The 25,063-nt window shown below is 68.0% G+C and carries 24 protein-coding genes; 11 read left to right on the forward strand and 13 right to left on the reverse strand.

The window, feature by feature from the left end; translation table 11 throughout:
• Position 1 precedes the first annotated feature (1 nt).
• From ACNJ7E_RS33195 to glf, 4 genes are read right to left on the reverse strand one after another with little or no spacing between them, the layout of a single operon-like run.
• Positions 2–907, reverse strand: a complete 906-nt coding sequence (locus ACNJ7E_RS33195) for a decaprenyl-phosphate phosphoribosyltransferase (RefSeq protein ID WP_280781878.1) — start codon at positions 905–907, stop codon at positions 2–4.
• Positions 904–1,422 carry a phosphatase PAP2 family protein gene (locus ACNJ7E_RS33200; protein WP_009477133.1) on the reverse strand — a complete coding sequence of 173 codons (519 nt, stop codon included), beginning with the start codon at positions 1,420–1,422 and terminating at the stop codon, positions 904–906. The genes ACNJ7E_RS33195 and ACNJ7E_RS33200 overlap by 4 nt, the downstream gene beginning before the upstream one ends.
• Entirely contained in the window at positions 1,403–3,319 is a 1,917-nt protein-coding gene (locus ACNJ7E_RS33205) for a glycosyltransferase (protein WP_280781879.1), read from the reverse strand. The genes ACNJ7E_RS33200 and ACNJ7E_RS33205 overlap by 20 nt, the downstream gene beginning before the upstream one ends.
• Positions 3,316–4,533: a UDP-galactopyranose mutase gene (gene glf, locus ACNJ7E_RS33210; RefSeq protein ID WP_280781880.1), complete on the reverse strand. Its 1,218-nt coding sequence runs from the start codon at positions 4,531–4,533 to the stop codon at positions 3,316–3,318. Before glf ends, ACNJ7E_RS33205 begins: the two co-directional genes overlap by 4 nt.
• Before the next feature lie 147 nt (positions 4,534–4,680).
• On the opposite strand from glf, the gene ACNJ7E_RS33215 reads away from it, so the two are divergent.
• Positions 4,681–5,805: a glycosyltransferase gene (locus ACNJ7E_RS33215; RefSeq protein ID WP_011596558.1), complete on the forward strand. Its 1,125-nt coding sequence runs from the start codon at positions 4,681–4,683 to the stop codon at positions 5,803–5,805.
• Here ACNJ7E_RS33215 and ACNJ7E_RS33220 read toward each other — a convergent pair.
• Entirely contained in the window at positions 5,802–7,376 is a 1,575-nt protein-coding gene (locus ACNJ7E_RS33220) for a SpoIID/LytB domain-containing protein (protein ID WP_280781882.1), read from the reverse strand. The genes ACNJ7E_RS33215 and ACNJ7E_RS33220 overlap by 4 nt on opposite strands.
• A 236-nt stretch (positions 7,377–7,612) precedes the next feature.
• Between ACNJ7E_RS33220 and ACNJ7E_RS33225 the strand changes: the two genes are divergently transcribed.
• A complete protein-coding gene (locus ACNJ7E_RS33225) occupies positions 7,613–9,733 on the forward strand; it encodes an N-acetylmuramoyl-L-alanine amidase (RefSeq protein WP_280781883.1) in 2,121 nt (706 codons plus the stop codon).
• Between the two features lie 31 nt (positions 9,734–9,764).
• Here ACNJ7E_RS33225 and ACNJ7E_RS33230 read toward each other — a convergent pair whose 3' ends face one another.
• The 3 genes from ACNJ7E_RS33230 to ACNJ7E_RS33240 are packed head-to-tail and all read right to left on the reverse strand — an operon-like array spanning position 9,765 to position 12,127.
• On the reverse strand, positions 9,765–10,586 hold the full coding sequence (locus tag ACNJ7E_RS33230) for a Cof-type HAD-IIB family hydrolase (RefSeq protein ID WP_005260447.1): 822 nt from the start codon (positions 10,584–10,586) through the stop codon (positions 9,765–9,767).
• Between the two features lie 44 nt (positions 10,587–10,630).
• Positions 10,631–11,362, reverse strand: coding sequence for a lysophospholipid acyltransferase family protein (locus ACNJ7E_RS33235; protein WP_418341902.1), 732 nt, complete (start codon positions 11,360–11,362; stop codon positions 10,631–10,633).
• A gap of 9 nt (positions 11,363–11,371) precedes the next feature.
• Positions 11,372–12,127: a lysophospholipid acyltransferase family protein gene (locus ACNJ7E_RS33240; RefSeq protein ID WP_007298314.1), complete on the reverse strand. Its 756-nt coding sequence runs from the start codon at positions 12,125–12,127 to the stop codon at positions 11,372–11,374.
• An 89-nt stretch (positions 12,128–12,216) separates the two neighbouring features.
• On the opposite strand from ACNJ7E_RS33240, the gene ACNJ7E_RS33245 reads away from it, so the two are divergent.
• From ACNJ7E_RS33245 to ACNJ7E_RS33260, 4 genes are all read left to right on the forward strand, one after another.
• On the forward strand, positions 12,217–13,044 hold the full coding sequence (locus ACNJ7E_RS33245; protein WP_418341903.1) for a hypothetical protein: 828 nt from the start codon (positions 12,217–12,219) through the stop codon (positions 13,042–13,044).
• Positions 13,045–13,143: 99 nt separating this feature from the next.
• Positions 13,144–14,691, forward strand: coding sequence for a Rieske 2Fe-2S domain-containing protein (locus ACNJ7E_RS33250; RefSeq protein ID WP_418341904.1), 1,548 nt, complete (start codon positions 13,144–13,146; stop codon positions 14,689–14,691).
• Positions 14,692–15,011: 320 nt separating this feature from the next.
• Positions 15,012–16,718 (forward strand): tannase/feruloyl esterase family alpha/beta hydrolase, encoded by a 1,707-nt coding sequence (locus ACNJ7E_RS33255; RefSeq protein ID WP_418341905.1) that lies wholly within the window; start codon positions 15,012–15,014, stop codon positions 16,716–16,718.
• A 19-nt stretch (positions 16,719–16,737) separates the two neighbouring features.
• The gene (locus tag ACNJ7E_RS33260; RefSeq protein WP_418341906.1) at positions 16,738–17,151 is read left to right on the forward strand and encodes a DUF3237 domain-containing protein; all 414 of its coding nucleotides are present in this window, start codon (positions 16,738–16,740) and stop codon (positions 17,149–17,151) included.
• A gap of 45 nt (positions 17,152–17,196) precedes the next feature.
• Here ACNJ7E_RS33260 and ACNJ7E_RS33265 read toward each other — a convergent pair whose 3' ends face one another.
• From ACNJ7E_RS33265 to ACNJ7E_RS33285, 5 genes are all read right to left on the reverse strand, one after another.
• Complete coding sequence (locus ACNJ7E_RS33265) at positions 17,197–18,384, reverse strand: MFS transporter (protein ID WP_418341907.1); 1,188 nt, start codon at positions 18,382–18,384, stop codon at positions 17,197–17,199.
• Positions 18,385–18,488: 104 nt separating this feature from the next.
• Positions 18,489–18,974: a bacterioferritin gene (gene bfr / locus ACNJ7E_RS33270; RefSeq protein WP_280781890.1), complete on the reverse strand. Its 486-nt coding sequence runs from the start codon at positions 18,972–18,974 to the stop codon at positions 18,489–18,491.
• 92 nt (positions 18,975–19,066) lie between these two features.
• The gene (locus ACNJ7E_RS33275; protein WP_009477119.1) at positions 19,067–19,246 is read right to left on the reverse strand and encodes a (2Fe-2S)-binding protein; all 180 of its coding nucleotides are present in this window, start codon (positions 19,244–19,246) and stop codon (positions 19,067–19,069) included.
• A gap of 89 nt (positions 19,247–19,335) precedes the next feature.
• Complete coding sequence (gene serS, locus ACNJ7E_RS33280) at positions 19,336–20,592, reverse strand: serine--tRNA ligase (protein WP_418341908.1); 1,257 nt, start codon at positions 20,590–20,592, stop codon at positions 19,336–19,338.
• Positions 20,593–20,625: 33 nt separating this feature from the next.
• Positions 20,626–21,045, reverse strand: a complete 420-nt coding sequence (locus ACNJ7E_RS33285; protein WP_418341909.1) for an ankyrin repeat domain-containing protein — start codon at positions 21,043–21,045, stop codon at positions 20,626–20,628.
• An 81-nt stretch (positions 21,046–21,126) separates the two neighbouring features.
• Between ACNJ7E_RS33285 and ACNJ7E_RS33290 the strand changes: the two genes are divergently transcribed.
• The 5 genes from ACNJ7E_RS33290 to ACNJ7E_RS33310 all read left to right on the forward strand — a co-directional run bounded on the left by ACNJ7E_RS33290 (position 21,127) and on the right by ACNJ7E_RS33310 (position 25,062).
• Positions 21,127–22,233, forward strand: coding sequence for a septum formation family protein (locus ACNJ7E_RS33290; protein ID WP_418341910.1), 1,107 nt, complete (start codon positions 21,127–21,129; stop codon positions 22,231–22,233).
• A gap of 1 nt (position 22,234) precedes the next feature.
• Complete coding sequence (locus tag ACNJ7E_RS33295) at positions 22,235–22,585, forward strand: metallopeptidase family protein (protein WP_009477115.1); 351 nt, start codon at positions 22,235–22,237, stop codon at positions 22,583–22,585.
• Between the two features lie 149 nt (positions 22,586–22,734).
• On the forward strand, positions 22,735–23,040 hold the full coding sequence (locus tag ACNJ7E_RS33300) for a PE family protein (protein ID WP_144284647.1): 306 nt from the start codon (positions 22,735–22,737) through the stop codon (positions 23,038–23,040).
• Positions 23,041–23,074: 34 nt separating this feature from the next.
• On the forward strand, positions 23,075–24,271 hold the full coding sequence (locus tag ACNJ7E_RS33305; protein ID WP_418341911.1) for a PPE domain-containing protein: 1,197 nt from the start codon (positions 23,075–23,077) through the stop codon (positions 24,269–24,271).
• Positions 24,268–25,062, forward strand: a complete 795-nt coding sequence (locus tag ACNJ7E_RS33310; RefSeq protein WP_418341912.1) for an ESX secretion-associated protein EspG — start codon at positions 24,268–24,270, stop codon at positions 25,060–25,062. The genes ACNJ7E_RS33305 and ACNJ7E_RS33310 overlap by 4 nt, the downstream gene beginning before the upstream one ends.
• Position 25,063 lies beyond the last annotated feature (1 nt).

A 25,063-nucleotide genomic window follows, 5' to 3' on the forward strand; every position in this document is an offset into this window, starting at 1 on the left:
GTCAGACGAGGTAGACAGCGACACCCACCACTCCGATCCAGGCAATCGCGAGGAGTTGGAGCACGCGGTCGCCCAGCGCAATCTCCTCGGGCTCCCCCGCCTCACCGCCGTCGACGTCCACGGCGTAACGCAGGATCGCGATGGTGAACGGCACCATGGAGATGGCGTACCAGTTGGTGGCCTTCAGGTCGTCTTGCTGGAACGCCCACAGCCCGTAGCAGAGCACGACCGCGGTGGCGCTGAGCGTCCAGACGAAACGCAGGTACGTCGTGGTGTAGTTCTCGAGGGATTTGCGGATCTTCGCGCCGGTGCGCTCCGCGAGCTGCAGTTCGGCGTACCGCTTACCGGCCGCCATGAACAGCGAACCGAAAGCCATGACCAGCAGGAACCACTGCGACAGTGCGATCTCGGCGGCAACACCACCGGCGATGGCGCGCAGCAGGAACCCGGACGAGACGATGCAGATGTCGAGGACGGCCTGGTGTTTGAGACCGAAGCAGTAGGCCAGCTGGATGCCGATGTAGACGGCCATCACCACCGCCAGCTGCCAGTTGGCGAGGAACGACAGGGCGATCGACGCACCGAGCAGCACGACCGCCATGCCGAACGCCAGGTTGACGGGCAGCACACCGGCCGCGATGGGACGGAATCGCTTGGTGGGGTGCGCGCGGTCGGCCTCGACGTCCATCGCGTCGTTGACGAGGTAGATGCCGGACGCTGCCATGCAGAACACCACGAAGGCGAGTGCGACGGGAAGCAGGACGTCGGATTCCGTCGCCGTGCCCGCGGCGACGGGAGCTGCGAGGACCAGGACGTTCTTGACCCACTGACGCGGGCGAACGGCCTTGACGATGCCTGCCGCCAGGGATGTCGGGGGTCCGGTGACGACGGCCGGTTCCTCGCTCATTTCTCTCCAAACTTCTGCTCGGCCTTCAGCACCGCGACCGCAGAGGCGGCCCCCAGGGCAGATCCGGCGAGCACATCGGTCGGGTAGTGCACTCCCAGAACGAGCCGGGAGAGCAGCATCGGCGGTACCAACAACGCAGGCAAGGGTAGCCCGGTGAGGCGGCCGAGCAGCACGGCAGCCGCTGTCGTGGACGTCGCGTGCGACGAAGGGAAGCTCAATTTGCTGGGCGTCGACACGTTGACCTGGATCGACGGGTCATTCGGCCGGGGGCGGCGGACGATGCGTTTGATCACGATCGACGCGGCGTGGGCGCCGACGGCACCCACCGCGACTCCCGCCCACTGCCGGCGACGAGGCTTGTCGAGTGCCGCGCCGATGCCGGCGACGGCCACCCACCCGAGGGCGTGCTCACCGAAATGGGACATACCCCGTGCCGTCGAGACGACGCCGGGACGGCTCGCGATCGTCGATTGGACGGCCTGCAGGATCTGGACCTCACTTGATGCCGAAGACACGTTCCCACCTCTCCTTACTGGTCAGGGCAGGAACGGCGTCCTGGTACTCGCGCTTGAGTTCGGGGAAGCGCTGGGCCAGTTCGCGGCGCAGCCGGATCGCTTCCTTCAGCAGCGCGAGCGCCAGCTTGGGGTTGCGCTTGCGGTAGACGACTCCCCGCCCGTCCGCGGTGGTGACGGTGACGCCGTCCACCTGGGACAGCAGGAACCACCGCGCGTCGATGGTGGGCACGTTGAGCTGGGGGCGCTCGTGGTGCTGCTCGTGCGCGGGCTTGACGTTGTGGATCAGACCCTTGCCGAGGCGCACGATCTTCGCGAGCGGGTTCGTGGGCAGGCCGACCGCGCCGACTTCCTCACCGGAAGGCAGCGGCAGGCTCGTCGACGACGGCAGGACCACCGCGTCCGGGTACTCCTTGCGCATCGCGTGGACGTTGCCGAGCGCGGTGGGGAGCAGTTCGAAGATGTGCTCGGGGCCCTGCAGGAAGTCGGCGATGGCCTGGTTCTGGATCGCGACTGTCGAGTATTCGAGGCACAGCAGGTGCTTGATCGTGGCCTTGACGGTGTTGATCACCAGGCCGCGGCCGTTGCCCGGCATGTGCAGGGACGCGACGACGAGCCGGTTCCGCAGGTGGAAGTACGCCTGCCAGTCGATGGCGTCGTCCTTGTCACTCCACGCCATGTGCCAGATCGCGGCGCCGGGCATGGTGACGGTCGGGTAGCCGGCATCGCGGGCACGCAGGCCGTATTCGGCGTCGTCCCATTTGATGAACAGCGGCAGCGGCTGACCGAGTTCCTCGGCGGCCTGCCGCGGGATCATGCACATCCACCAGCCGTTGTAGTCGACGTCGATCCGGCGGTGCAGCAGACGCGAGTTCTCGCGGTCGCTGAGCGGGTAGCGGGAGAAGTCGTGGTCGTACTCGACGTTCGGGGCGGCCGTCCACATGAAGATGGACCGGTCGACGACCTCGCCCATCGAATGCAGGTGACTGCGCTCCTGGAGGTTCAGCATCTGCCCGCCGACGAGCATCGGCGTCTTCGCGAACCGCGACATCGCCAGCGCGCGCAGGATCGAGTCGGGCTCGATCTCGATGTCGTCGTCCATGAACAGGATGTGCTGGCAGTCGGTGGTCTTCAGCGCCTCGTACATGATCCGGCTGTAGCCGCCGGACCCGCCGAGGTTCGCCTGGTCGTGGATGGCCAGCCGGTCGCCGAGCGCTTCGGCGGCCTCCGTGAAGCCGGGCTCGTCCTTGACCTTGCGGGTGCCCTGGTCCGGGATGATGACGGCCTTGACCACGTCCATGACGAGTTCGTCGGACGCCAGCGCCGTCAGTGCCTTGACGCAGTCGGTGGGCCGGTTGAACGTGGGGATGCCGACGGCGACGGTGGCCTCACCGGGGGCATCGACCGGTGCGTACCAGCCGGCGCTCTCCAGCACGACCTCGGTGTCGGTGGTGATGTCGAACCAGATCCAGCCGCCGTCCTCGAACGGGGCGAGTTCGATCTCGAACTCCAGCGCGGCGTCACCGTCCTGGAACTCGCGGCCCTCGACGTGGATGCGCGACGAGTCGGCCTTCGAGCGGTACACGTCGATGCGGCAGTGCCCCGACAGCTCGAGACGCAGCACCACCGAGTTCAGGGTGCTCCACCGGCGCCAGTAGCTGGCCGGGAACGCGTTGAAGTAGGTGCAGAACGACGCCTCCGCCTCGGCGCCGACCGACAGCGAGGTGCGCGACAGCGAATGCGCGCGGCGGCTGTTGGTCTTCGCCTCCTCCAGGTAGAGGGTGCGGACGTCGAGCGGCTCACCGGCGCGCGGCAGGATCACCCGCTGCAGCAGCGACTTGCCGAGTAACGGGGCGTCGTCGGTGACCTTCTCGGACTCGAGCAGATGTCGGGCGCTCATTCGGCATCCCCCACGAGGGCCGCACCGGATTCGAAGTGCGGACGCAGGGAGTTGTCGAACATCGACAGCGCGCTGGCGATCGCCATGTGCATGTCCAGGTACTGGTAGGTGCCGAGACGGCCACCGAACAGAACCTTGTTCGACGCCATCTCCTCCTTCGCGCGGTCGCGGTAGGCGGCGAGCATCGCGCGGTCGTCGGGAGTGTTGATCGGGTAGTACGGCTCGTCCTTGCTCTCCGCGAACCGCGAGAACTCCCGCATGATGACCGTCTTGTCCTTCGGGTAGTCCCGCTCCGGGTGGAAGTGGCGGAACTCGTGGATCCGGGTGAAGGGCACGTCGGCGTCGTTGTAGTTCATGACCGGGGTTCCCTGGAAGTCACCGGTCTCCAGCACCTGGGTCTCGAAGTCGAGGGTGCGCCAGCCCAGCTCGCCCTCGGAGTAGTCGAAGTAGCGGTCGAGGGGGCCGGTGTAGACGACGGGGGCGTCGGGGCTCTCGGCGCGCAGGTCGTCGCGGACGTCGAACCAGTCGGTCTCGAGCCGGACCTCGATCTTCGGGTCCTTCGCCATGTTCTCGAGCCACGCGGTGTAGCCGTCGACGGGCAGGCCCTCGTACGTGTCGTTGAAGTAGCGGTTGTCGAACGTGTACCGCACCGGCAGGCGGGTGATGTTGCCCGCGGGCAGGTTCTTGGGGTCCGTCTGCCACTGCTTGGCGGTGTAGTCGCGCACGAACGCCTCGTACAGCGGCCGCCCGATCAGGGAGATCGCCTTCTCCTCCAAGTTGGACGCAGATGCGGAGTCGATCTCGCTGGACTGCTCGGCGATCAGCTTCCGCGCCTCGTCCGGGGTGAAGTAGCGCCCGAAGAACTGCGACACCAGGCCCAGCCCCATCGGGAACTGGTACGCCTGCCCCTTGTGCAGCGCGAACACGCGGTGCTGGTAGTTCGTGAATTCGGTGAACTGGGTGACGTAGTCCCACACCCTCTTGTTCGAGGTGTGGAACAGGTGCGCACCGTACTTGTGGATCTCGATGCCGGTCTCGGGCTCGGCCTCCGAATAGGCGTTTCCGCCCAGGTGATGACGACGGTCGAGCACCAGCACACGCTTACCCAGCTGTGTTGCTGCACGCTCGGCGACGGTCAGTCCGAAAAATCCGGAGCCGACGACGATGAGGTCGTACCGGCCAGGGGCGGTTGTCTCTGGGGTTGCAGCGGTCACGATGAACCAGGGTAAGCGACTCCGCCGCCCGTGCGCGGCCAAGGGGGGCAAGCACCCCCTCGGCACGCACGAGGAGTTCTCCCTGTATTCACCGGTTCTGCAGACCTCGTTGTTCCCGCCGACGCGGCGATCGCGCTTGATGAGCGGGTGCGCATCGTCCAGCTGGCGAACTTCTACGGACCGCGGTCCGGTGGGCTCCGCACCGCCCTCCACAACTGGGGTCAGGGCTACGTCGAACGCGGACACGAGGTGATCCTCGTCGTCCCAGGTCAGCGCGACTGCGAGGAGCTGCTGCCGAGCGGGGTCCTGCGGATCACCCGGTCGGCTCCCACCATCCCCGCGACCGGGGGTTATCGCGTGGTCAATCCGCGGCGGGTGGCCGACGTGGTCAGCGGTCTGCGGCCCGACGTCCTGGAGGTGTCCGACCGGCTCACACTGCGCGGTTTCGGGGGCTGGGCCCGCGCCCGCGGGGTGCGCAGTGTGGTCGTGTCACACGAACGCCTCGACCGGCTGCTCGGCCAAGTCGCTCCGCGCCGCGTGGCCCGCGGCTGGGCCGATGTCGCGAACCGCCGGATGGCACGCAACTACGACGCCGTCGTCTGCACGACGGACTTCGCGAGCGAGGAGTTCACCCGCATCGGGGCCCCCAACCTGCACCGGGTCCCGCTCGGTGTGGACCTGACGATGTTCCACCCCGGCAAACACGACCAGGTGATGCGCGACTCGTTCGCCGACCCGGCGCAACGCTTCCTTCTGCACTGCGGCCGGCTGTCGGTGGAGAAGCAGGTGGAACGGAGCATCGACGCCGTCCGGCTGTTGCGCCGGCAGGGTCACGACGCCCGGCTGGTCATCGCCGGGGACGGCCCGCGGCGCGAGGCGCTGCAGTACCGGGCCCGGGGGCTCCCCGTGCACTTCACCGGGTTCATCAGCGACAAGGGCCGCCTGGCGTCGCTGTTCGCGTCGGCGGACGTGTCGCTGGCACCTGGGCCGCACGAGACGTTCTGCCTGTCGGCGCTCGAGTCGCTGGCGGCGGGCACCCCGGTGGTCGCGTCACAGTCGTCGGCGCTCGCCGAGATCATCACACCCGGCTGCGGCGCCCTGGCCCGGGACCGCGGTCCTGCGTTCGCCGAAGCGGTCAGCGGCATTCTCGCGATCCCCTCGCGCACGCGCCGGGCGTCGGCCCGCCGGCGGGCCGAGGACTTCGGCTGGGGCGAGTCCGTCGACGGGATGCTCGCGGTACTCGAGGGAACCGGTCCTCGCTGCCCGGCCTAACTGCCGCCCGTCGGTAACCACTCGCGCAGCACGCTGGCGTCGATCACCTGTGCGCCCAGCTTCTTGGTCCAGATGATGGTTCCGTTGGTGTACATCCGGAACTTCCCCGCCTCCGACGGCAGCATCAACTCGGGACCGATCGGCGCTCCCAGCGTGCTGTTGACGCCGCCGAGTTCCTTGTACTTCTCGGCGATCGGCGAACCCTCGGTGGTGCCGACGGTGTCCTCGTCCTCGCCCGCGGACGCGAGGGTGGACTCGGGTTCGGGGGCGGCCGGCGGCGCGGGGACGCCGAGCCCGTCACCGACCGTGAACCAGTCGGACTTGAGCTTCAGCTTCGACCGCGCCTCGGCGCCCGTCGCCTCGGCGGTGCCCGACGATCCGACCACCTTCACACCGGTGACGCGTCCGCCGTCGACCCCGAAGTTGTTGCGGGTGACCACCTCGAACGATTCGAGGTCTCCGACGTTGAACGCGGATGCGATGTCGCCCGCGGTGAGGGTCACCGCCCAGTCGTGGTTCGGCGACACGGTGTCGCCCTGGTCCTCGACGGCCGGGAACTCGCCGCCCGCGGTGTATCCGCCTGTGGACGAGGAGAATTCGGCGGCGACGGGCTTGTTGTCTTTTGTCAGAATCATGCCCTTGGTGGAACGGACGGCGTCGGTGGTCCGCGGGTCTTCCTTCGCCGAACCCCCGTACACCTGGCAGCTCTGGGTGTCGCAGGTCTTCGCCCACTCTTCCCGGTTCTCGGCGGCGGCGTAGGAGCGGGCCGCGACGGCCTGCGCCCGAAGCGCCTCGGCCCCACCGGTGTCGGCCCAGCCGGCCTTCGCCTCGGCGGGCACGACACCGAGGAGGTAGTCGTCCATGTCGAGGACGTTGACGGTGCGCACGGCGGCGCCGTCGAGTGCGACCCCGAGGGCGCCGCGATAGGGGGTGTCACCGGCGCACAGCTTCAAGTGCTCGTTCGCGGGACGGTCCGGGGCCAGGTCGACCGGGTCCACCCACGGGTGGTCGGTGGCGTCCTGCCACAGGACCTCGCCGGCACATCCGCGGGTGACCACGACGTTGGCGCCGCCGTCGGCGGTCGGCGTGAGGTGGACGGCCTCCCCCGGTCCGACGGGTTTGCCGGCGACGACGGCGCCGGCGTCCGAGTAGACGTCGAGCGGCTGATCGTCACGCGCCTGCAGCCGGACGCTGATCTGTGCGTCGGCGAGGGTGCCGAGTGTGGTGCCGCCGTAGTAGTGACCGAGGATGCGCTCGGCCGCCCACCCCTGATCCTTCGCGTATCCGTAGGCGCCCCACTGGCCCATCCCGCGGCCGTGGCCGTTGCCGTGCCCGGAGAGCGTGAACGGCGTGTCGGAGGCGACGGTTTCCCGGACGTCCTGACCGGAGGAGCGCAGGTGCACGACGACGCCGGTGACGGCGCCGATGACGAGGACGGGTGCGATGCCGAGCGCCGACGCGCGCAGAAGCTTGGCCCGGAATCCGCGCGGGGCGGGAGGGCCCGCGATGTACCGCCTCCTGCGGGTCCAGGCAGGTCTACCTGCACGAACCCCGAATTCGGTCTTCGCCATCACTGCACTCCTCATCGCTGAACAACGAGCGCTGAGACGGGGCGTGCACCTCGTCTCAGCGGGTCCGAGAAATTCGGGATAAAGTCTCAATGTAAGGTTGAGCGTTATGGACCTGTGTGACTAGTGTGGCAAGAGTGGTTGGAGTTAGCAACAACAGTCTCTTCAGTCACACGAGCATCACGAGTTGCAGACACGCGAGGTCGCTCGCAGGAAACTACAACTGAGGAGAGTCCCCCTTGCCGCACCGTCGACCGAAGCCCTCGATTGTCCTCGGGGCTGTCGCCGCTCTGGCTGTCGCAAGTCCCGTTGCGGTCTACGGCATCAGTAGCGCACCCTCCGACGTCAAATCCACGAACGAAACCTCCAACTCCGCAGTGTCCACCGAGATCGCGCAGGTCGTGCTGTCGCAGATCCCCGACATCGTGATCCCGCTGAAGGAACTGACCGGGCTGAACCTGCCCGACGTCAACATCGGCGACCTGCGGAACCTGAAGATCCCGCCGTACCTCCACATCCCCAGCAATGTGCAGCTCCCCGGCGGAATCCAGATCCCGAACCTGCAGATCCCGTTGAAGCTCCCCGCGCCGGCCGACGTCTCCGACCCCGCGATCCTGCCCCCGGCCGATCAGCAGCCCGGCGCGATCGTCAAGGAACTGTCCCGCGACACCCCGTTCAGCATGGTGGCGCTCACCTCCGAGACCCTCGCGTCCGCGGAGTCGAAGGTCCGCGCGCTGCAGGCCGACGGAACGTGGGGACAGTGGGTCTCCCCCGACATGATCGACACGCGTCGCACGGACAAGACGGCGTCGGACGGCAAGGTCGCCACCGAACCCGTCTACGTCGGGCTGACGAAGGCGATCCAGATCCTGACCCCCACCTCGACGCCCACACCGGCCGGTGCACCCGCTGCAGTTCCCGCTCCCGCACCGGCACCCGAAGCCCCTGCTCCCGCACCGGCTCCCGCAGCCGGAGGTGCCGCACCGCTCGGTTACACGCCCGCCGCCGTCAACACGCCGTTGCGGCAGCAGCCGGCACGCGCTGGCGCCGACGACGTCACGGCCGTCCTCATCGAACCGGGCAGCGGCCCCGGCGACGCGACGCTCGGCGACATCGCGAGCCCGCTCGACAGCGGCGGTCCCAAGGTCATCAGCCGCCAGCAGTGGGGTGCCGACGAGTCCATCCGGTGCCAGGACCCCGACTACGACGACTTCATCGGCGGTGCCACCGTGCACCACACCGCGGGAGCCAACGACTACTCGAAGGCCGAATCGGCCGAGATCGTCCGCGCGATCTACGCCTACCACGCGCAGACGCTGGGCTGGTGCGACATCGGATACAACGCACTGGTCGACAAGTACGGCCAGATCTTCGAGGGCCGCGCAGGCGGTCTCGACCGTCCGGTCCAGGGCGCGCACGCCGGCGGGTTCAACGAGAACACCACCGGAGTCGCGATGATGGGCGACTTCTCGTCCGAGGATCCGCCGCAGGCCACCCTCGACGCCGTCGGCAAGTTCCTCGGCTGGAAGCTCGGCAAGGCCGGACTCGACCCACTCGGTGAGACGACGATGTACTCCGAGGGCACCGAATTCACTCCCTACGCGGAGGGTGAGGCTGTCGATCTTCCGGTGATCTTCGCGCACCGCGACGTCGGCAACACATCCTGCCCGGGAGACGCGGCGTACTCACACATGGACGAGATCCGGCAGATCGCGGCGGCCAGCCTCGGCGGCGGCAACGCCTCGCTGGCCGCGGACGCACCCTCGGGTGAGGCTCCGGCGCCGTCCGGCGGTCCCGGCACGGACGCCAGCTCCAGCCTCGGTTCCGGGATCCCCGCACTGGTCAACGAACTGCTGCGGCTCACCGACCCGTCGCCGGTCGCCCAGAAGTGGGTGGCGGAAGGCGGCGACACCGGCCGGCTCGGCCAGGCCATCACCGGACTGCTGCAGGCCAAGGCCGGGAACTCGGGCGCACAGTTCGCCAACGGCGCCATCTTCACCTCGCCCAACGGCGGTGTGTGGGCGGTCCTCGGCCAGATCTTCAAGACGTGGCAGAACCTCGGAGCCGACAACGGCGAACTGGGTCTGCCGACCAGTGACGAGTACCCGATCCCGGGAGGTCTGCGCACCGACTTCGAGAACGGTTCGCTGATCTTCAACGAGATCACCGGCATCGTCACCAAGGTGCTGAAGACGTACAACGACACCTACGCGGAGGCCTACAAGAACGGTGCCCCGGTCGATGCCGCGGCCCCCGTCGCACCGCCCGCGGACCCGGCGCAGGTTCCGCCGGCTCCGGTAGAGCCCGCTCCGGCTCCCGCACCCGCACCCGTCGAGCCGGCACCGGTTCCAGCCGGCTGATCGGGTTTCACCCTCTCGGGCGCTGGTGGTCTCAGGACCACCAGCGCTCGAGCACTTTCGCGACCCCGTCGTCCCAGTTGGTGGCCGTCACCTCGTCGGCGGCGGCCTTGGCGTCGGGGTGCGCGTTCTCGACGGCGACACCCCGGCCCGCGAGGTTCAGCATCGGAATGTCGTTGGGCATGTCACCGAAGGCCACGATCCGCGACGCCGTCACGCCGAGCCGTTCCGCCACCAGCGCGAGACCCGACGCCTTCGTGATTCCCGACGCCGACAGTTCGATCAGCCCGTTGTCGGTGGAGAACGTGACATCCGCCCGGCGACCGATGTGCGGCGCCAGCGCGTCGACCATCGCCTGACTGGACATTTCCGGCACCCGGATCAGCAACTTCACCGCGGGGGCCGCGACGACCTCGTTCTCGGACATCTCGGTGTTGTCGGGGTTGAGCCAGGCGTGCTGGTAGCCGGGTGAGCTCACGAACTGCGGTGTCGCGGCGTCGTGGGCGCTGACCCCGACACGCTCGGCCGCGAGCCCGGCGCCCGGCAGCACGCGGAGCGCGATCTCCGACAGCCAGGTGAGGGTGTCGACGTCGAGGGTCGCGGCGCTGAGCACGCGGTCGCTGTCGCTGTCGTAGATGACGGCACCGTTCGCGCAAACGGCGAGCGGCGCGTAGCCGAGGCCCTCGACCACGGGATGGATCCAGCGCGGGGGCCGGCCGGTGGCCAGCACGAACGGCGTTCCCGACGCGACCACCGACGCGACGGCGTCGCGGGTGCGGGCGCTGATGCGCTCGTCCTCCCCGATCAGGGTGCCGTCGACATCGGACGCTACAAGGCTCGGTCGGTCTGGGCTCACCCAGCCATTCTGCCTGCCGAGTCCGCGGCGCCGCCGGGCGGCCGTTACCGGGTCCGCCGTTCCTCGGCTTCGCGGCGGTCCATCTCGGTGGCCTCCTCGATGGTCGGCGCGCTACCGCCGAGTCGCCGGGGCACCCAGTACGCGCCCGCCGGATGGTCGAATCCGCCCTGAACCCGGCGCAGGATCGCGTCCATCTCCGTGTGCAGGGTCGCGGTGAGGGCCTCCGCCGGTTCTCGCGGCTCGATCGGCCTGCCGACCTCGACGGTCACCGGGAACCGATGCCGCCCAAGTTGTCTCGGCTGCCCTTTGGTGGCGATCCGATGAGCGCCCCACACGATGACGGGCACGAGCGGCACCCGGGCGTCGATCGCCATGCGCGCCGCACCCGACTTCAGTTCCTTGATCTCGAAGCTCCGGCTGATGGTCGCCTCCGGGTACACACCCACCAATTCGCCCTCGCGCAGCCGGTCCACCGCAGCGAGGTACGCGCCCGCGCCTGCGGTCCGGTCGACCGGGATGACCCCGCACCCGCGCATCAGGAACGCCATCACCGTGTTGTTCGCGAGTTCGGCCTTGGCCATCAGCCGCAGTTTGCGGTCCACCGCACCGACCGCCAGTGCCAGCTGGACGAAGTCCAGGTAGCCGGTGTGATTGACCGCGAGCACCGCACCACCCTCGGTGGGAATGTTGTCCAGGCCGACTCGCGTCATCCTCAATCCCTGGAACAGGGACAACGCCTTGGCCGTCGACTCGACAGCCGCGTAGACAGGCTCCACCGCCACCCTCTAGCTACCGGTCTCCCGGGCCCGACGGGACTGCGCCTTCGCCTCGGCGTCGGCGGCGTCCATCTTGTTCGCTTCGTCGAGTGTCGGCGCGCTGCCACCGAGGCGCGCGGGCACCCAGTACTCGCCCGCCGGGTGGTCGTAGCCCTGCTGGAGGTCGGCGAGCATCGTCGTCATCGTGGCGTGCAGCTTCGCGGTCAGCTCGGCCGCGGGTTCGAACGGCTGGATCGGCTCACCGACGGCGATCGAGATGGGAGTGTTCGTGCGGCCCAGCCGCTTCGGGAACCCCTTGGTCCACACCCGCTGCGCCCCCCAGATGACCACCGGGATGATCGGGACATTCGCCTCGATCGCCATGCGCGCGGCACCCGACTTGAATTCCTTGATCTCGAAGCTCCGGCTGATGGTGGCCTCCGGGTAGACGCCCACCAGTTCGCCGCGGCGCAGGAAGTCGACGGCCGCCTTGTACGAATCCGCGCCGGCGGCCCGGTCGACCGGAATGTGCTTGAGCGCGCGCATGATCGGGCCCGAGATCTTGTTGTCGAACACTTCCTTCTTCGCCATGAAGCGGACGTACCGCTTCACCCTGCGGGCCGGAAGTCCGGCGTAGGTGAAGTCCATGTAGCCGGTGTGATTGATCGCGATCACCGCCCCACCCGTCGACGGAATGTGCTGATCGCCCTCGACCGTGAACTTCAGCCCCTCGAGGGCGAATACGGTGCGGGCGATGCCGATGACGGTTCGGTAGACGGGTTCCACAATCGGCTAGCGTAGCCGGGTATCCGCGATCTGGCCCGCCGTCGGGGACGGACATTCGGTGGGGAGTCGAGAGAAAGGGCGCGCTGGAGATGGCTGGCAGGGGCAGGAGGGCGCTCATCGCGCCGGTCGTCGCGGTGATCCTCGGCGCGGGGGTGGCGTGCGATTCGCAGTCCGGCATCCCGACGGACGAGCCCCCGGCCGACACCGTGTCCGCGCCCACATCCGCCGCCGAGCCCACGACCACCACGCCGCCTGCCCCGGTGCCGCAGGTGATCGTCGGCGAGGTGCCCGGCAACCCCGCAGCGGTCGACGCGGTCCGCGCCTGGGCCACCGACCTGGCCACCCGGCCCGGCACCGTCCCCGCGAAATGCTGGACGCTGCCGCCCGCCCAGGCCGCCGACCAGTACGCCGACACGTCCGCGATCCTCGGGGCGCTCGCGCAACCCGGCGTCGACGGACAGTTCGCGGTGTCGTGGACCGGCGGCGGCACCACGGTGTCCGTCAAACGCAGCGAGATCGCCTCCGGCTACGCCTGCCCGCACGTCCACCCCGCCGGGACCGTCGACTTCTACACCCCCGCCGACGCCGAGTACGCCGTCGCCCGATTCCTGTCGCGGGAGTCGGGCGCGCCGGTGAACAGGGCAGACACCGAGACCGCCTACCCGCTGATCTGCCCCGGCTTCAGCCCCTGGGACCCGTCCGGCACCGGCAACGGAGGCCGGCCGCCACTCCAGCTCGACCCCGACGTCCTCGCCGGGACCACGGCGTTCGCCGCCGACGCGATGACCGCCACGCCGGTCCGCGGCGACTACCTGGAAGTGTCCGTTCCGGTCACCGACGTGTCGGGGGTGACGAACACCCGGCAGGTCACGCTGTCCATCGGCCCCGACGGCTACTGCCTGGGCGAAGTGACCTGACCGCACGTGAGTGGCACGGTGTGCTGGAGCGCGCATTGCCACTCACCTGGGGGGAACGCCTACTCTGGAACAGTCGCTCAGCTCCCAGGAGGCATACCAGTGCAGGTCACCAGCGTCGGACACGCCGGATTCCACATCCAGACCGAGGCAGGCTCGATCCTGTGCGACCCCTGGGTGAACCCCGCGTACTTCGGGTCCTGGTTCCCGTTCCCGGACAACACCCAGCTCGACTGGGACACCCTGGGCAACTGCGACTACCTGTACGTGTCGCACCTGCACAAGGACCACTTCGACCCGGAGAACCTGAGCAAGCACGTCAACAAGGACGCGACGGTCCTGCTTCCCGACTACCCGGTGCCGGACCTCAAGCGTGAACTCGAGGCGCTGGGCTTCCACAAGTTCTTCGAGACCGAGGACTCGGTCAAACACAAGGTCACCGGCCCCAAGGGTGACCTCGACATCATGATCATCGCGCTGCGCGCCCCCGCGGACGGTCCGATCGGCGACTCGGGTCTCGTGGTGTCCGACGGCGAGACCACGTGTTTCAACATGAACGACGCACGCCCCGTCGACATGGACGTCCTGCACGACGAGTTCGGCAAGATCGACATCCACCTGCTGCAGTACTCGGGCGCCATCTGGTACCCGATGGTCTACGACATCCCCACCAAGACGAAGGCCAACTTCGGCAAGCAGAAGCGTCAGCGCGGCATGGACCGCTGCCGCAGCTACATCGAGCAGGTCGCGGCCACGTGGGTGGTGCCGTCCGCCGGGCCGCCGGTGTTCCTCGACGACGCGCTGCGCTACCTGAACGACGACCGGGGCGACGAGGGCAACATCTTCCCCGACCAGATCACGTTCCTCGAGCAGATGCGGATCCACGGCAACGACGGCGGCATCCTGATGATCCCGGGGTCGACCGCGGACCTGAAGGGCGGCGAGCTGACGCTCACGCACCCGATCCCGGACGCCGAGGTCGACAAGATCTTCGCCGACAAGGCCGCGTACATCGAGGACATGGCGAAGCGCATGGCGCCGGTCCTCGCCGCCGAGAAGGCCACGTGGGCCCCCGCCGAGGGTGAGCCGCTGCTGGAGGCGCTCAAGGCGAAGTTCGAGCCGATCATGAAGCAGTCCGACCTGATCTGCGACGGCATCGGCTACCCCGTCGGCCTGGTGATGGGCGACGAGACCGTCGTCCTCGACTTCCCGCAGCGCACCGTCCGCCCCCGCGGCGAGAAGGACGGCAAGTACCGCTACGGCTTCCGGATCGCCCCCGAGCTGGTGCGCACGGTGCTGCGCGACGACGAGCCCGACTGGGTGAACACGATCTTCCTGTCCACCCGCTTCGAGGCGTGGCGCGTCGGCGGATACAACGAGTTCCTCTATACGTTCTTCAAGTGCCTCACCGACGAGCGCATCGCGTACGCCGACGGCTGGTTCGCCGAGGCCCACGACGACTCCGCGTCGATCGAACTCGGCGGGTACGAGATCCAGCGTCGGTGCCCGCACCTGAAGGCCGACCTGTCGAAGTTCGGCGTCGTAGACGGCACCAACCTCACCTGCAACCTGCATGGCTGGCAGTGGGACCTCGAATCGGGGCGCTGCAAGACGTCCAAGGGCCACGAATTGCGGTCCACGAAGCTCTGATCCCGGCGGGCGAACGTACCCTTTGGCGCACCTGAGGCGTCGAAGGGTACGTTCGCCTGCCCCGTTCCGGTATCTGCCGGCTTTCACTCCGCTCCACAGCATCCGCGTCGACAAATATCGATGATTGCTCTCAATTGTTAACATTCTCAATCATTGACGTGTAGTGTGATCCGTGTCGCAAAGGAGTGCCCCTTTTCCATGAGCTACCTCATCTCCGATGCGAGCCCGAATTACGACATCCCCGCAGCCTGAACGGTTTTCGGCTGTCCCTTCGTATCGACACCATCGCTTTCTGCGAGAGTTGCCTGGAAAGGACTTCCATGGGCAGATCAACCGTGTTGACCGCGCTTGCCGTCGTGTCCCTCGTCGCCGTCTCGTGCGGCGATCCGGCGGAGGACGCGGCGGCGGGCTCCATTCCACGTATGTCACCCGCGGTCGGCGCCGTCCTGACCGGATGCGCGGACCTCGGCACTCGCTTCGAATTCACCAATACCACTCTCACAGAGTCGAAGCCGACTCCGGCGGGAGAACTGACCGTCGGTGGCCACGACATCCGTGCCCACTGCACGGTGACCGGAAAGATGAACGAACGGGTCAGCCCCGTCGACGGCCAGCGCTACGCCATCGGGTTCGAAATGCGACTACCCGAAGACTGGAACGGCAGATTCTTCTATCAGGGAAACGGCGGCATCGACGGGAATGTCCCTCCCGCGGTAGGCGCAGTCAGCGGCGGTGGTCCCACCACTAATGCCCTCGACCTGGGATTCGCGGTGATCAGCTCCGATGCCGGCCACACCGCCGAACAGAACCCGCTTTTCGGCATCGACCCCCAGGCCCGGCTCGACTACGGGTATCAGGCCGTGGCCTCCCTGACTCCCATGGCGAAGGCCCTGATCACAACGGCGTACGGCAAGGCTCCGGACCACTCGTACATCGGTGGAACATCCAACGGCGGTCGACACACCATGGTCGCCGCCAGCCGTCTGCCCGATCAGTACGACGGATATCTCGCCGGGGCACCTGGATTCAACCTTCCCAAGGCGAGCGTCGCCCAGATGTACGGTGCCCAGCAGTATGCCGCCGCGGCAACGGATCCCGACAATCTGGAGTCGGCCTTCGACCCCACCGCACGTGCGATTGTCGCGCAGGCCATCCTGGCCGAATGCGACAACCTGGACGGTGCCGACGACGGGCTCGTCCACGACGTCAGAGGATGCGCCACCGCATTCGACCTCGCTACCGACGTACCCACCTGCACAGGTGAATTCGACGGTGCCTGCCTCTCCCGGGAGCAGACGCTCGCCGTGTCCAACGTCTTCGCAGGCGCCGTGAACTCCCGCGGCGAGGCGCTGTACTCCACCTTCCCCTACGATCCGGGACTGATCAGCGAGGATTGGGCACAGTGGGAGTTCGTGAACTCCATCACCAACCGCGACCCCTCCGCAGCATTCATCTTCACCACACCACCCTCCGAACCCGGCGCGCTGGCCGATACCCGGGCGATAGCGCTCGGGTTCGACATGGACGCCGACGCCGGCAAGATCAGCGATACCGACTCGACATACACCGAGAGCGCGATGTCGTTCATGACTCCGCCGGACCCCACCGACCTCGATGAACTCCGCGGGCGGGGAGCCAAAATGGTTGTCGTGCACGGGGCTTCGGACCCGGTCTTCTCTGTCGACGACACCACTCGCTGGTACGAATCTCTGACAGCGAAGTACGGCGATACGACCTCGGACTTCGCGCGTTTCTTCCGGGTCCCCGGAATGGGGCATTCACGAGGTGGACCGTCCACCGACCAGTACGACGGGCTGTCCGCATTGGTGGACTGGGTCGAGAATGGTCGAGCACCCGACTCCATCATCGCGACTGCCCGCGGAGTCGGGAATCCTGGCGGTGCAAACCCCGAAGTGCCACCGTCGTGGAACCCCGGTAGGACTCGGCCGCTGTGCCCGTTCCCGCAGGTAGCGCGCTACGCCGGATCCGGTGATATCGAGCGAGCCGAAAGTTTCGACTGCCGCTGACCGCCGCAGACGATCAGGCTTGGAGTTCGCGTTAGAAGCGATCCTCGATGTCGGTGAGCGGCAGCTGCTCGGCATGTCATCGCTCGGTGAGCGTCGCCTCGTCCCGATCACCGGTGGATCGTTCGAAGGCCCTCGAGTCAGAGGGACGGTGGTCGCAGGTGGGGCGGATCGGCAACTGATCCGGCCCGACGGGCTCGAGCAACTCGACGCGCTGTACGAACTCCGAACCGACGACGGCGCCGTCGTCACCGTCCGCAATCAGGTGCTGGTGGACGAGACCGGGGAAGGCAACCGGTACGCCTTCTCGTCGATCTCACTGTCGGCGCCCGAGGGCCCCCACGGCTGGCTGAACCAGCGCGTGTTCGTCGGCACTCTCGACAGTATGAAACCCGCTCGCGCGGCGGTGCGGGTTCGTGCCTACGCCCTCGTGTGAGGGCGAATGTATCCTTCGGCGCACCTGAGGCGTCGAAGGGTACATTCACCCGGCTGAGGGGGCGTCGGCTCGGACGGGCGGCAGCCACCGACGTACCAGGACCGCCGACAGCAGCACCGGAACGGCGAGTGCCGCGACGAGCGTCGTGACCGTCAGCCACAGGGATCCGACGGCGACGCCCGCGTAGATCAGCACCGCGGCCACCTCACCGAACAGTCCGGCCACCGATGTGACGGTGGCGCGTGCGGGACCGGTGATCGCGTCCTGCACGCGCGCTTCCGACACGATCATCGCGTTGCCGAGGATGCCGTAGCCGACGCCGAGCGCGAGGAATCCGGGGACACCGCCGAGCAGCGCTCCCCCGCCGAGCAGGATCGCGGCGAGGGCGACGGCCCGCCCCATCGTCACGGCACGCATCGAGGCCGTGCGTCCGGCGAGTGCTGTGCCGACGACCTGACCGCTCACCGTGATCGCGACGAGCAGCGGTACGGACGCCGTCGCCGTTCCACCGTCGCGCGCGAGTAGCCCGAAGTACTCGTCGAACGCCAGGAACGCGATCAGCACTGCCGACAGCAGCACTCCGCGCCGGACCACCGCCTCGCGCGTCACCTCGCCGAGGCCGGCCCGCAGCATCGAGGCGTACCGGGCACCGAGTCCCCGTCGCTCGTCCGTGGCTTCGAGAGTCTCGTCCGCCTCCTCGACCTTCGGCGCCGCGGGCAGCAGCAGGGCGAAACAGCCGTGGACCACGGTCGCGCCGACGCTGACCCACCCGACCAGTGGATATCCGCCGAGGATGTAGAGCGGCGCCGCCGTCAGGGTCGCGAGAAGGTTGCACACCATGGCGCCGGAGTTGGCGTAGCCGAGCAACCTCGCGAAGTCACCGGCAGCGCCGCGCGCCACGAGTTCGTCGTACAGCAGCGCCTCGAACGTGCCCGACTGGATGGCGCCGCTGATGCCCCACAACACGAATCCGGCGGCGAATCCCGCGTACGACGGCACGACGATCCATACAGTGAATCCGGCCGTGTACAGCACGGATGCGAACACCAGGAGGCCACGTCGAGATACGGTGTCGGCCCACGCGCCGGACGGCACCTCCGCGACGAAGGACACGACCGACCAGATGACGAACAGCGACGAGATCTGACCGACGCTCAGTCCGTGGTCGGCGAACAGCAGGTCGTACAGACCGTAGAGCGGGATGAGGTCGCGCGTGGACACGTAGCCGACCACGCGGACGGCGAGAGAACGCTGCGAACTGGGTCAAGGCTGGGCGGCGGGATATCTCACGCGCCCAGTTTCGCACTCCGCACCGGGGGTGTCACCCCGTTTTCGGCCTATCCGACGGTCGGCGGCTGATCGACGAGCTGGGCCATGTAGAGCTGGTCGCCCATCTTGTCCATCAGTTCGATCTGCGTCTCCAGGTAATCGATGTGATCCTCTTCTTCCCCGAGGATCGTCTCGAGCAGTTTCGCCGACGTGGCATCGCCCTTGTCGCGGCACATCTGGATGCCCGGACGCAGGCGCTCGACGACCTCGACTTCGATGGAGAGGTCGGAATGGAACTGCTCGCGCAGGTCCTGCCCGATACGCAGCGGCAGCAGCTTCTGATAGTTCGGAAGCGCCTCGAGAAACAGGATCCGGTCGGTGAGGATCTCGGCGTGATTCATCTCCTCGATGGACTCCGCCCGAGTCTTGTCCGCCAGTTTGGTAAAGCCCCAATTGGCCTGCATCTTGGAGTGCAGGAAATACTGGTTGATCGCAGTCAGCTCACTGGTCAACTGTTCGTTGAGAAGAGCAATTACTTCGTCGTCGCCGCGCATGACTTCTCCGTTCGCCCCGGTTGAGGCGAACGTACCACCGGCAATATCCCGCGATGTAGAGAATCGCGGGATTCAGTTGTGCTGCGGTTTCGTCACGCGGCCACGCTGTTCGCGGCCGACCGCTCCAGAATCTCCTTCAACCGATCGACGCAGGTCCCACATCCCCATCCGGCGCCGCAACGCTCACCGATGGCATCCGCGCTGTCAGCTCCGGCGGCGCAGTGCTCGTGCACTTCGTCTTCCGTCACTGCCTTGCAGATGCACACGAACATGTGGAGCTCCTTACCAACTCGATTAGGTAAGGGTTACATCATTTCGTCGTTCGCGCAAGGGTAGCCTTCCCAAAAATCCTGAGCCTGCGTTATGGCTTCAGGACATCCGTCCCGACGAACGGCACGAGCGCCTCGGGCACCCGCACGGTGCCGTCGGACTGCTGGTGGTTCTCCAGGATGGCGACGATCCACCGGGTGGTGGCGAGGGTGCCGTTGAGGGTCGCGGCCGTCTGCGGCTTCCCGTTCTCGTCGCGGTACCGCACACCGAGACGACGCGCCTGGAACGTCGTGCAGTTGGACGTCGAGGTGAGCTCGCGGTACGACTGCTGCGTGGGCACCCAGGCCTCGCAGTCGAACTTGCGGGCCGCCGACGACCCCAGGTCGCCGCCGGCCACGTCGATCACCCGGTACGGCACGTCGATGGCGGCGAGCATGTCGCGCTCCCACGCGAGCAATCGCTGATGCTCGGCGTCGGCGTCCTCGGGCTTGCAGTACGTGAACATCTCCACCTTGTCGAACTGGTGGACCCGGATGATGCCGCGGGTGTCCTTGCCGTAGCTGCCGGCCTCGCGGCGGAAGCACGTCGACCAGCCCGCGTACCGCTTGGGGCCGTCGGCGAGGTCGAGGATCTCGCCCGAGTGGTACCCGGCCAGCGGGACCTCGGACGTGCCGACGAGGTACAGGTCGTCGTCGGCGAGGTGGTAGATCTCGTCCGCGTGGGCGCCGAGGAACCCGGTTCCCGCCATGATCTCCGGCCGCACCAGCACCGGCGGGATCATCATCTGGAAGCCGTTGGCCATCGCCTTCTGCGCGGCCAGCTGCAGCATTCCCAGCTGCAGCATCGCGCCGAAGCCGGTGAGGAAGTAGAAACGAGCGCCGGAAACCTTCGCGCCGCGCTCCATGTCGATCAGCCCCAGCGACTCACCCAGCTCGAGGTGGTCCTTGGGTTCGAAGTCGAACGCGGGAATGTCGCCCACCGTCTCGAGGGTGACGAAGTCGTCCTCGCCGCCCGCGGGGGCGCCCTCCTGGACGACGTTGGAGATCGCCCGGTGCGCGGCGTCGAGCGCGGCCTGCGCCTCGTGCTGCTCGGCCTCGGCCTGCTTGACCTTGGCCGCGAGTTCCTTCGAGCCCTCGAGCAGCGCCGGACGCTCCTCCGGGGACGCCTGCCCGACCTTCTTGCCGAACGCCTTCTGCTCGGCACGCAGGTTGTCGCCGGCGAGAACGGCGGCGCGCCGGGACGCGTCGGCCTCGAGCAATGCGTCGACCAGGGCGGGATCTTCGCCACGGGTGCGCTGCGACTCGCGGACGGCGTCGGGGTTCTCGCGGAGGAACTTCAGGTCAATCACGGCTTCAAACCCTACCGGGCGCCGCTGAGCGGCTCACTCCGGTTTCGGTTCCAGCAGGCTCAGAAGGTCCTCGCGGCCGAACATGCGGGCGGCGTCGACGGCGGTCGGGTGGCCGGCCGTGGCGTCGGCACCGCCGGCGACGAGGGTCCGCACCACGGCGTCCTCACCCTTGAACAGCGCCCCTGCCAGCGGAGACTGTCCCTTGTCGTTGAGGCGGTCGACGTCGGCGCCGCGGTCGATCAGGACCTGAACGGCCACGGCGTGACCGTGGTAGGCGGCCAGCATCACCAGGGTGTCGCCGTTCTCATTGGCCAGGTTCACCGGGACGCCCGCGTCGAGGTACGTGGCCAAGGACACGGCGTCACCGGATCGTGCCGTGTCGAACACGCGCCCGGCGAGCTCTTGCAGTTCAGGATCCACCGGCTCGGCGGACTGCTGAGGATCGTCACTCATGGTCGTCGAAGTTACGCCAGGTTCGAGCCGATTGCGGGAGTTGTTCTGCTTCCACGATCGGAACAGGCATTATGGAAATCGATGTCCTCAGATCAGTCGAACGGCGCCGAACCCCAGCCGAAGAATGCCGGGCAACCGGAGAAGGCGCCCCGCAGCATGTCCGCGACCACGACGCGTCGCGCGCTCGCGGCCGTCGCGGCAGGTGCCGTGGTGGCGGCGATCGCCACGTTCGCGATCGCCGGCGGTTTCAACCGCAGCGAGAATCTCCCCGCGCACTCCACCGGTTCCGGACCGCAGGCGACGGGTTCGGTGGAGGGTGACGCGTTCGCTTCGGCGGCGGCAGGCGACTGCCTCGACTGGACGCCGTCGAACGATCCGCAGGAGGACCGGAAGGACGTCGCGAAGGTCGACTGCTCGGAGGAACACCGGTTCGAGGTGGCGGCGCCGCTGGATCTCAGCGTGTACCCGGGCGCCGAGTTCGGTCCGGGTTCGCGTTACCCGGGTGCGCTGCGGTTCGCCGCGTTGCGCGACGAACACTGTGTGCCCGCCGTCGACACCTACCTCGGCGCGAAGTTCGATCCGTACGGCAAGTTCAGCGTGGGTCTCATGTTCCCCAGCGAGTCCGGTTGGGCGGCGGGCGAGCGGACACTACGGTGCGGTCTCCAATTCTCCAGCACCGCAGGGACGTTGCTGCCGTTCACCGGCAAGGTGGCCGAGCAGGACCAATCCAACATCTGGGATCCGGGCACCTGCATCGGCATCAACCAGAACGTGCCCACCGATCCCGTCGACTGCGCGCAACCCCACGCCTTCGAAGTGATCTCCGTCGTCGACCTGGCCACCCAGTTCCCCGCGTCGATGCCGACCGTCGAAGACCAGGACAAGTACCTCGAGGGTGTGTGCACGCAGGCCGCCAACGAGTACCTCGGTTCCGCCGACGCGTTGCGGAACAAGACGCTCACGCTGTTCTGGGACAACCTGGAACTCGACAGCTGGCTCGCGGGCAGCAGGCGGGTGAACTGCTCGGTGGGCAAGGAGACCGACGCCGGCGGCTTCTCGACCATCACCGGTTCGGCGAAGGGCGAGATCCTCATCAACGGCGCGGCACCCGTGCCGCCGCCGCCGGTCCCGGAGGGCAGGTCGATACCGACGCCGCTTCCCGGCGCCGCGCCGGTCCCCGGGAACTGATGTGGCGGTGAGCATGACGCCCGACCGATTCGAGGAATTGGTGGGCGACGCACTCGATCTGATCCCACCCCAGCTCGCGGCCGCGATCGACAACGTCGTCGTCCTCGTCGACGACCGCAACGACGAGGACCCGTATCTTCTGGGCCTCTACCACGGGATCGCGCTGACGGAACGGGACAGCCATTACGGCGGATCGCTGCCCGATACGATTACCGTCTATCGCGACGCCCTCCTCGAAATCTGCAGTTCGGAGGAGGAAGTCGTCCACGAGGTAGCCGTCACCGTGATACACGAGGTTGCGCACTACTTCGGGATAGAAGAAGATCGCTTGCACGAGCTCGGCTGGGGATGAACGGTTTTCCCGAGAAGAAATTCTCGGGATCGGGGGGAACCGAAGAGCGCGTTGCAGCGTCCAAGTGTGTAGGGACAGCTGCACATGCAGTTCGTTTGCCGGGGGGCAACTGCCTTCCGCCTGCCTAGGTCAAGAAGGAGTTCGACGCCATGCCAGCTCTGCACGTCGCACCTGAAGCTCTTGTCGCCGCCGCCGTGGAACTCGACGCGCTCGCCGCGCGTCTCGAGACCGCGGTCGCTCTCAACTCCGCGGCCATCCGCGTGCTGCCCTCCGGGAGCGAAGAGGTGTCTCTGCACGCGGCAGGTTACTTCAACACCGTTGCCAACACGTTCACTCCCGCTGTCGCCCAGGGCATTCTCGAGATGCGCGAGACCGCGAACACGCTCCGCACCCAGGCCGCGCTGTACGTCGCCGAGGACCTCGCGCTCGGCGCGTCCCTCGCTGCGGGCATGTGACGGCCGGCGCCTCGAGACCACTAGGAGATCAAGCATGACCATGGGACTGACAGGTGTCATCTGGTTGCCCCGAGGGGCGACCGTCAACTCGACCACCCTCGCCGCCGGCGCGGGCCCGGTGCCGCTGAGCGTGGCGAGCGCGGCGTGGACGGCGCTGTCCACGAGCTTCGTCGACGCCAACCTCACGCTGGTCCGCGTGATGGCCGAACTCGCGGCCGGCTGGCAGGGTGTCTCGGCGGTCGCGGCGCTCGCGAAGATCACGCCGTTCACGGTGTGGACGGCCGAATGCGCCGAACTCGCCGCGGACACCGCAGCGAAAGCGGGGCTCGAAGCCGGCGCCTACACCACTGCCGCGCTCATCATGCCCAGCATCCCCGAGATCGTCGCCGTGAAGACCGCGAAGGCCACCGCGTATTCGACGGGTGGCGCGCTCAACGGCACCGCCGCGGCCGCGGAAGCCGCGGACCGCGCGATGGACATTCGCGCCGGTCTCGTGATGGAGGGTTACGAGGCCGCGTCGAACATCCTGGCGCTCAAACGCACGTACAGGCAGCCCCCTCGGATCGTCACGAAGGCCGATTCGAAGGAGGTCGGGACGTTCGACGAAATCCCGTCCGACGGTGAATTCGATCCGACCCGTGCCGCGGCTGCCGCACTGATGGCCGCCGGCCAGAACCCGGCCGTCACCACGGCCGCGTCGCAGGTCGGCAGCATCGCGGGCACCACGGTCTCCACCGCCACGTCGGCGGCGAGCAACATCGGTGGCGCGGCGTTGTCCGCGGTCACCGGTGGCGGCGTCACCCCGATGGTGGGCGGTGCGCCGATGATGTCCGGTGGCGCGTACGGCGGCGGCTCTGCCTCGACCAGTGCTGCGGCAGCCCGCACCTCGGTCGGTGCGATCGGCGCCGGCGCCGTAGGCGGGGCGACCCTGCCGGAAGGCTGGGGTAAGACGGACGGCGGCCAGGGCGCGCGGCCCGGCGCACCGGCAACCGCACCCGGCGGGGTGATCGGAGACGTTCGCGCCGAAGTGAACCCGGCTGCGGCGGCGCGCGGCGCCACCGGTAGCGGACCGATGACGGTCGGGCGCGGCGCGGCCGGGGCGGGTTCACAGGACGAGGACGAGCGGGAGACCCCCGACTACCTGAAGAACTTCGAGCACTTCTCCGACGGGCGCACCGTCATACCGTCGGTCATCGGTGCGAACCCCGACCACCGGGAGTCCGGACGGTGATCGATCTGGGCACCCAGCCGGGCGTACCGACCCTCCCGGCGGTGACCCTGAGCCTCGACGAAATGGATTATCTCGTCGACACGCTCGCACTCGACGTGCTGCCGGTGGTGCTCGACGCCACCCCGCGGTACGACACGTACGACGCCAGGGACGCAGCGTTCCGCGGCGCCGTCGACACCCTCGCCGCCCGGGATCTGCTCCCGGGCGGCGGGGTTCACCCCGAACTCGCAGACCGCCTCCGGGTTCTCGCCCGACCGCTGTGGGAGATCGCCCTGCGCTGGTACGTCGACGGCATCATCTCGAGGCTGTGCATCTCCCAGGGCGAAACCCTCTCGGTGCTGGCCCTGCGCGCCGGCGACACGTATGTCGTGCAGGATGCGGGCGCCGACATCTTCGCCCCCGTCATCGGAGCGCTGGGGGCCGCCGACCCGATGAACGTCGGCGTCGTCAACGCACCCACGGTGCAGCTCGGCGAAGCCTTCGATCAGGGCGGGGACGGCAAGTCGCTCGCCGCCGCCCTCACCGCACTCGGGGTGAGCGCGGTCGACGCGACCGTCCTCGGCAACGCGATGGCAGCCTGCACCACCTACGCCGAGATCGTCGGAATCGTCTACGGCGACGGACGGTACGACCCCGTGGGTGGGCCCGTCACGGTCTTCGACACGTCGGCGGGACGCATCGTCGGCACGTCCAGTGTCTCCGCGCACGGGGTGGCGTGGTCGTCGCTCAGCCCCGGCACCCCGCAGCGCCTGCGGCAGGCGCTGGAGTCGCTGGCCGACCGGCTCCGCTGAC

Origin of the sequence: Rhodococcus mengyinensis (genome assembly GCF_048381435.1) — a bacterium.
GTDB classification, from domain to species: Bacteria; Actinomycetota; Actinomycetes; order Mycobacteriales; family Mycobacteriaceae; genus Rhodococcus_F; species Rhodococcus_F opacus_D.

Excerpts from the sequence above, each read along its gene's own strand:
- ACNJ7E_RS33245 (WP_418341903.1), top strand. The coding sequence starts at position 12,217 with ATGGCTGGCAGGGGCAGGAGGGCGCTCATCGCGCCGGTCGTCGCGGTG.
- ACNJ7E_RS33195 (WP_280781878.1), bottom strand. The coding sequence starts at position 907 with ATGAGCGAGGAACCGGCCGTCGTCACCGGACCCCCGACATCCCTGGCG.
- ACNJ7E_RS33290 (WP_418341910.1), top strand. The coding sequence starts at position 21,127 with ATGTCCTCAGATCAGTCGAACGGCGCCGAACCCCAGCCGAAGAATGCC.
- bfr (WP_280781890.1), bottom strand. The coding sequence starts at position 18,974 with ATGCGCGGCGACGACGAAGTAATTGCTCTTCTCAACGAACAGTTGACC.
- ACNJ7E_RS33275 (WP_009477119.1), bottom strand. The coding sequence starts at position 19,246 with ATGTTCGTGTGCATCTGCAAGGCAGTGACGGAAGACGAAGTGCACGAG.
- ACNJ7E_RS33255 (WP_418341905.1), top strand. The coding sequence starts at position 15,012 with ATGGGCAGATCAACCGTGTTGACCGCGCTTGCCGTCGTGTCCCTCGTC.
- ACNJ7E_RS33300 (WP_144284647.1), top strand. The coding sequence starts at position 22,735 with ATGCCAGCTCTGCACGTCGCACCTGAAGCTCTTGTCGCCGCCGCCGTG.
- ACNJ7E_RS33305 (WP_418341911.1), top strand. The coding sequence starts at position 23,075 with ATGACCATGGGACTGACAGGTGTCATCTGGTTGCCCCGAGGGGCGACC.
- ACNJ7E_RS33220 (WP_280781882.1), bottom strand. The coding sequence starts at position 7,376 with ATGGCGAAGACCGAATTCGGGGTTCGTGCAGGTAGACCTGCCTGGACC.
- ACNJ7E_RS33205 (WP_280781879.1), bottom strand. The coding sequence starts at position 3,319 with ATGAGCGCCCGACATCTGCTCGAGTCCGAGAAGGTCACCGACGACGCC.
- ACNJ7E_RS33285 (WP_418341909.1), bottom strand. The coding sequence starts at position 21,045 with ATGAGTGACGATCCTCAGCAGTCCGCCGAGCCGGTGGATCCTGAACTG.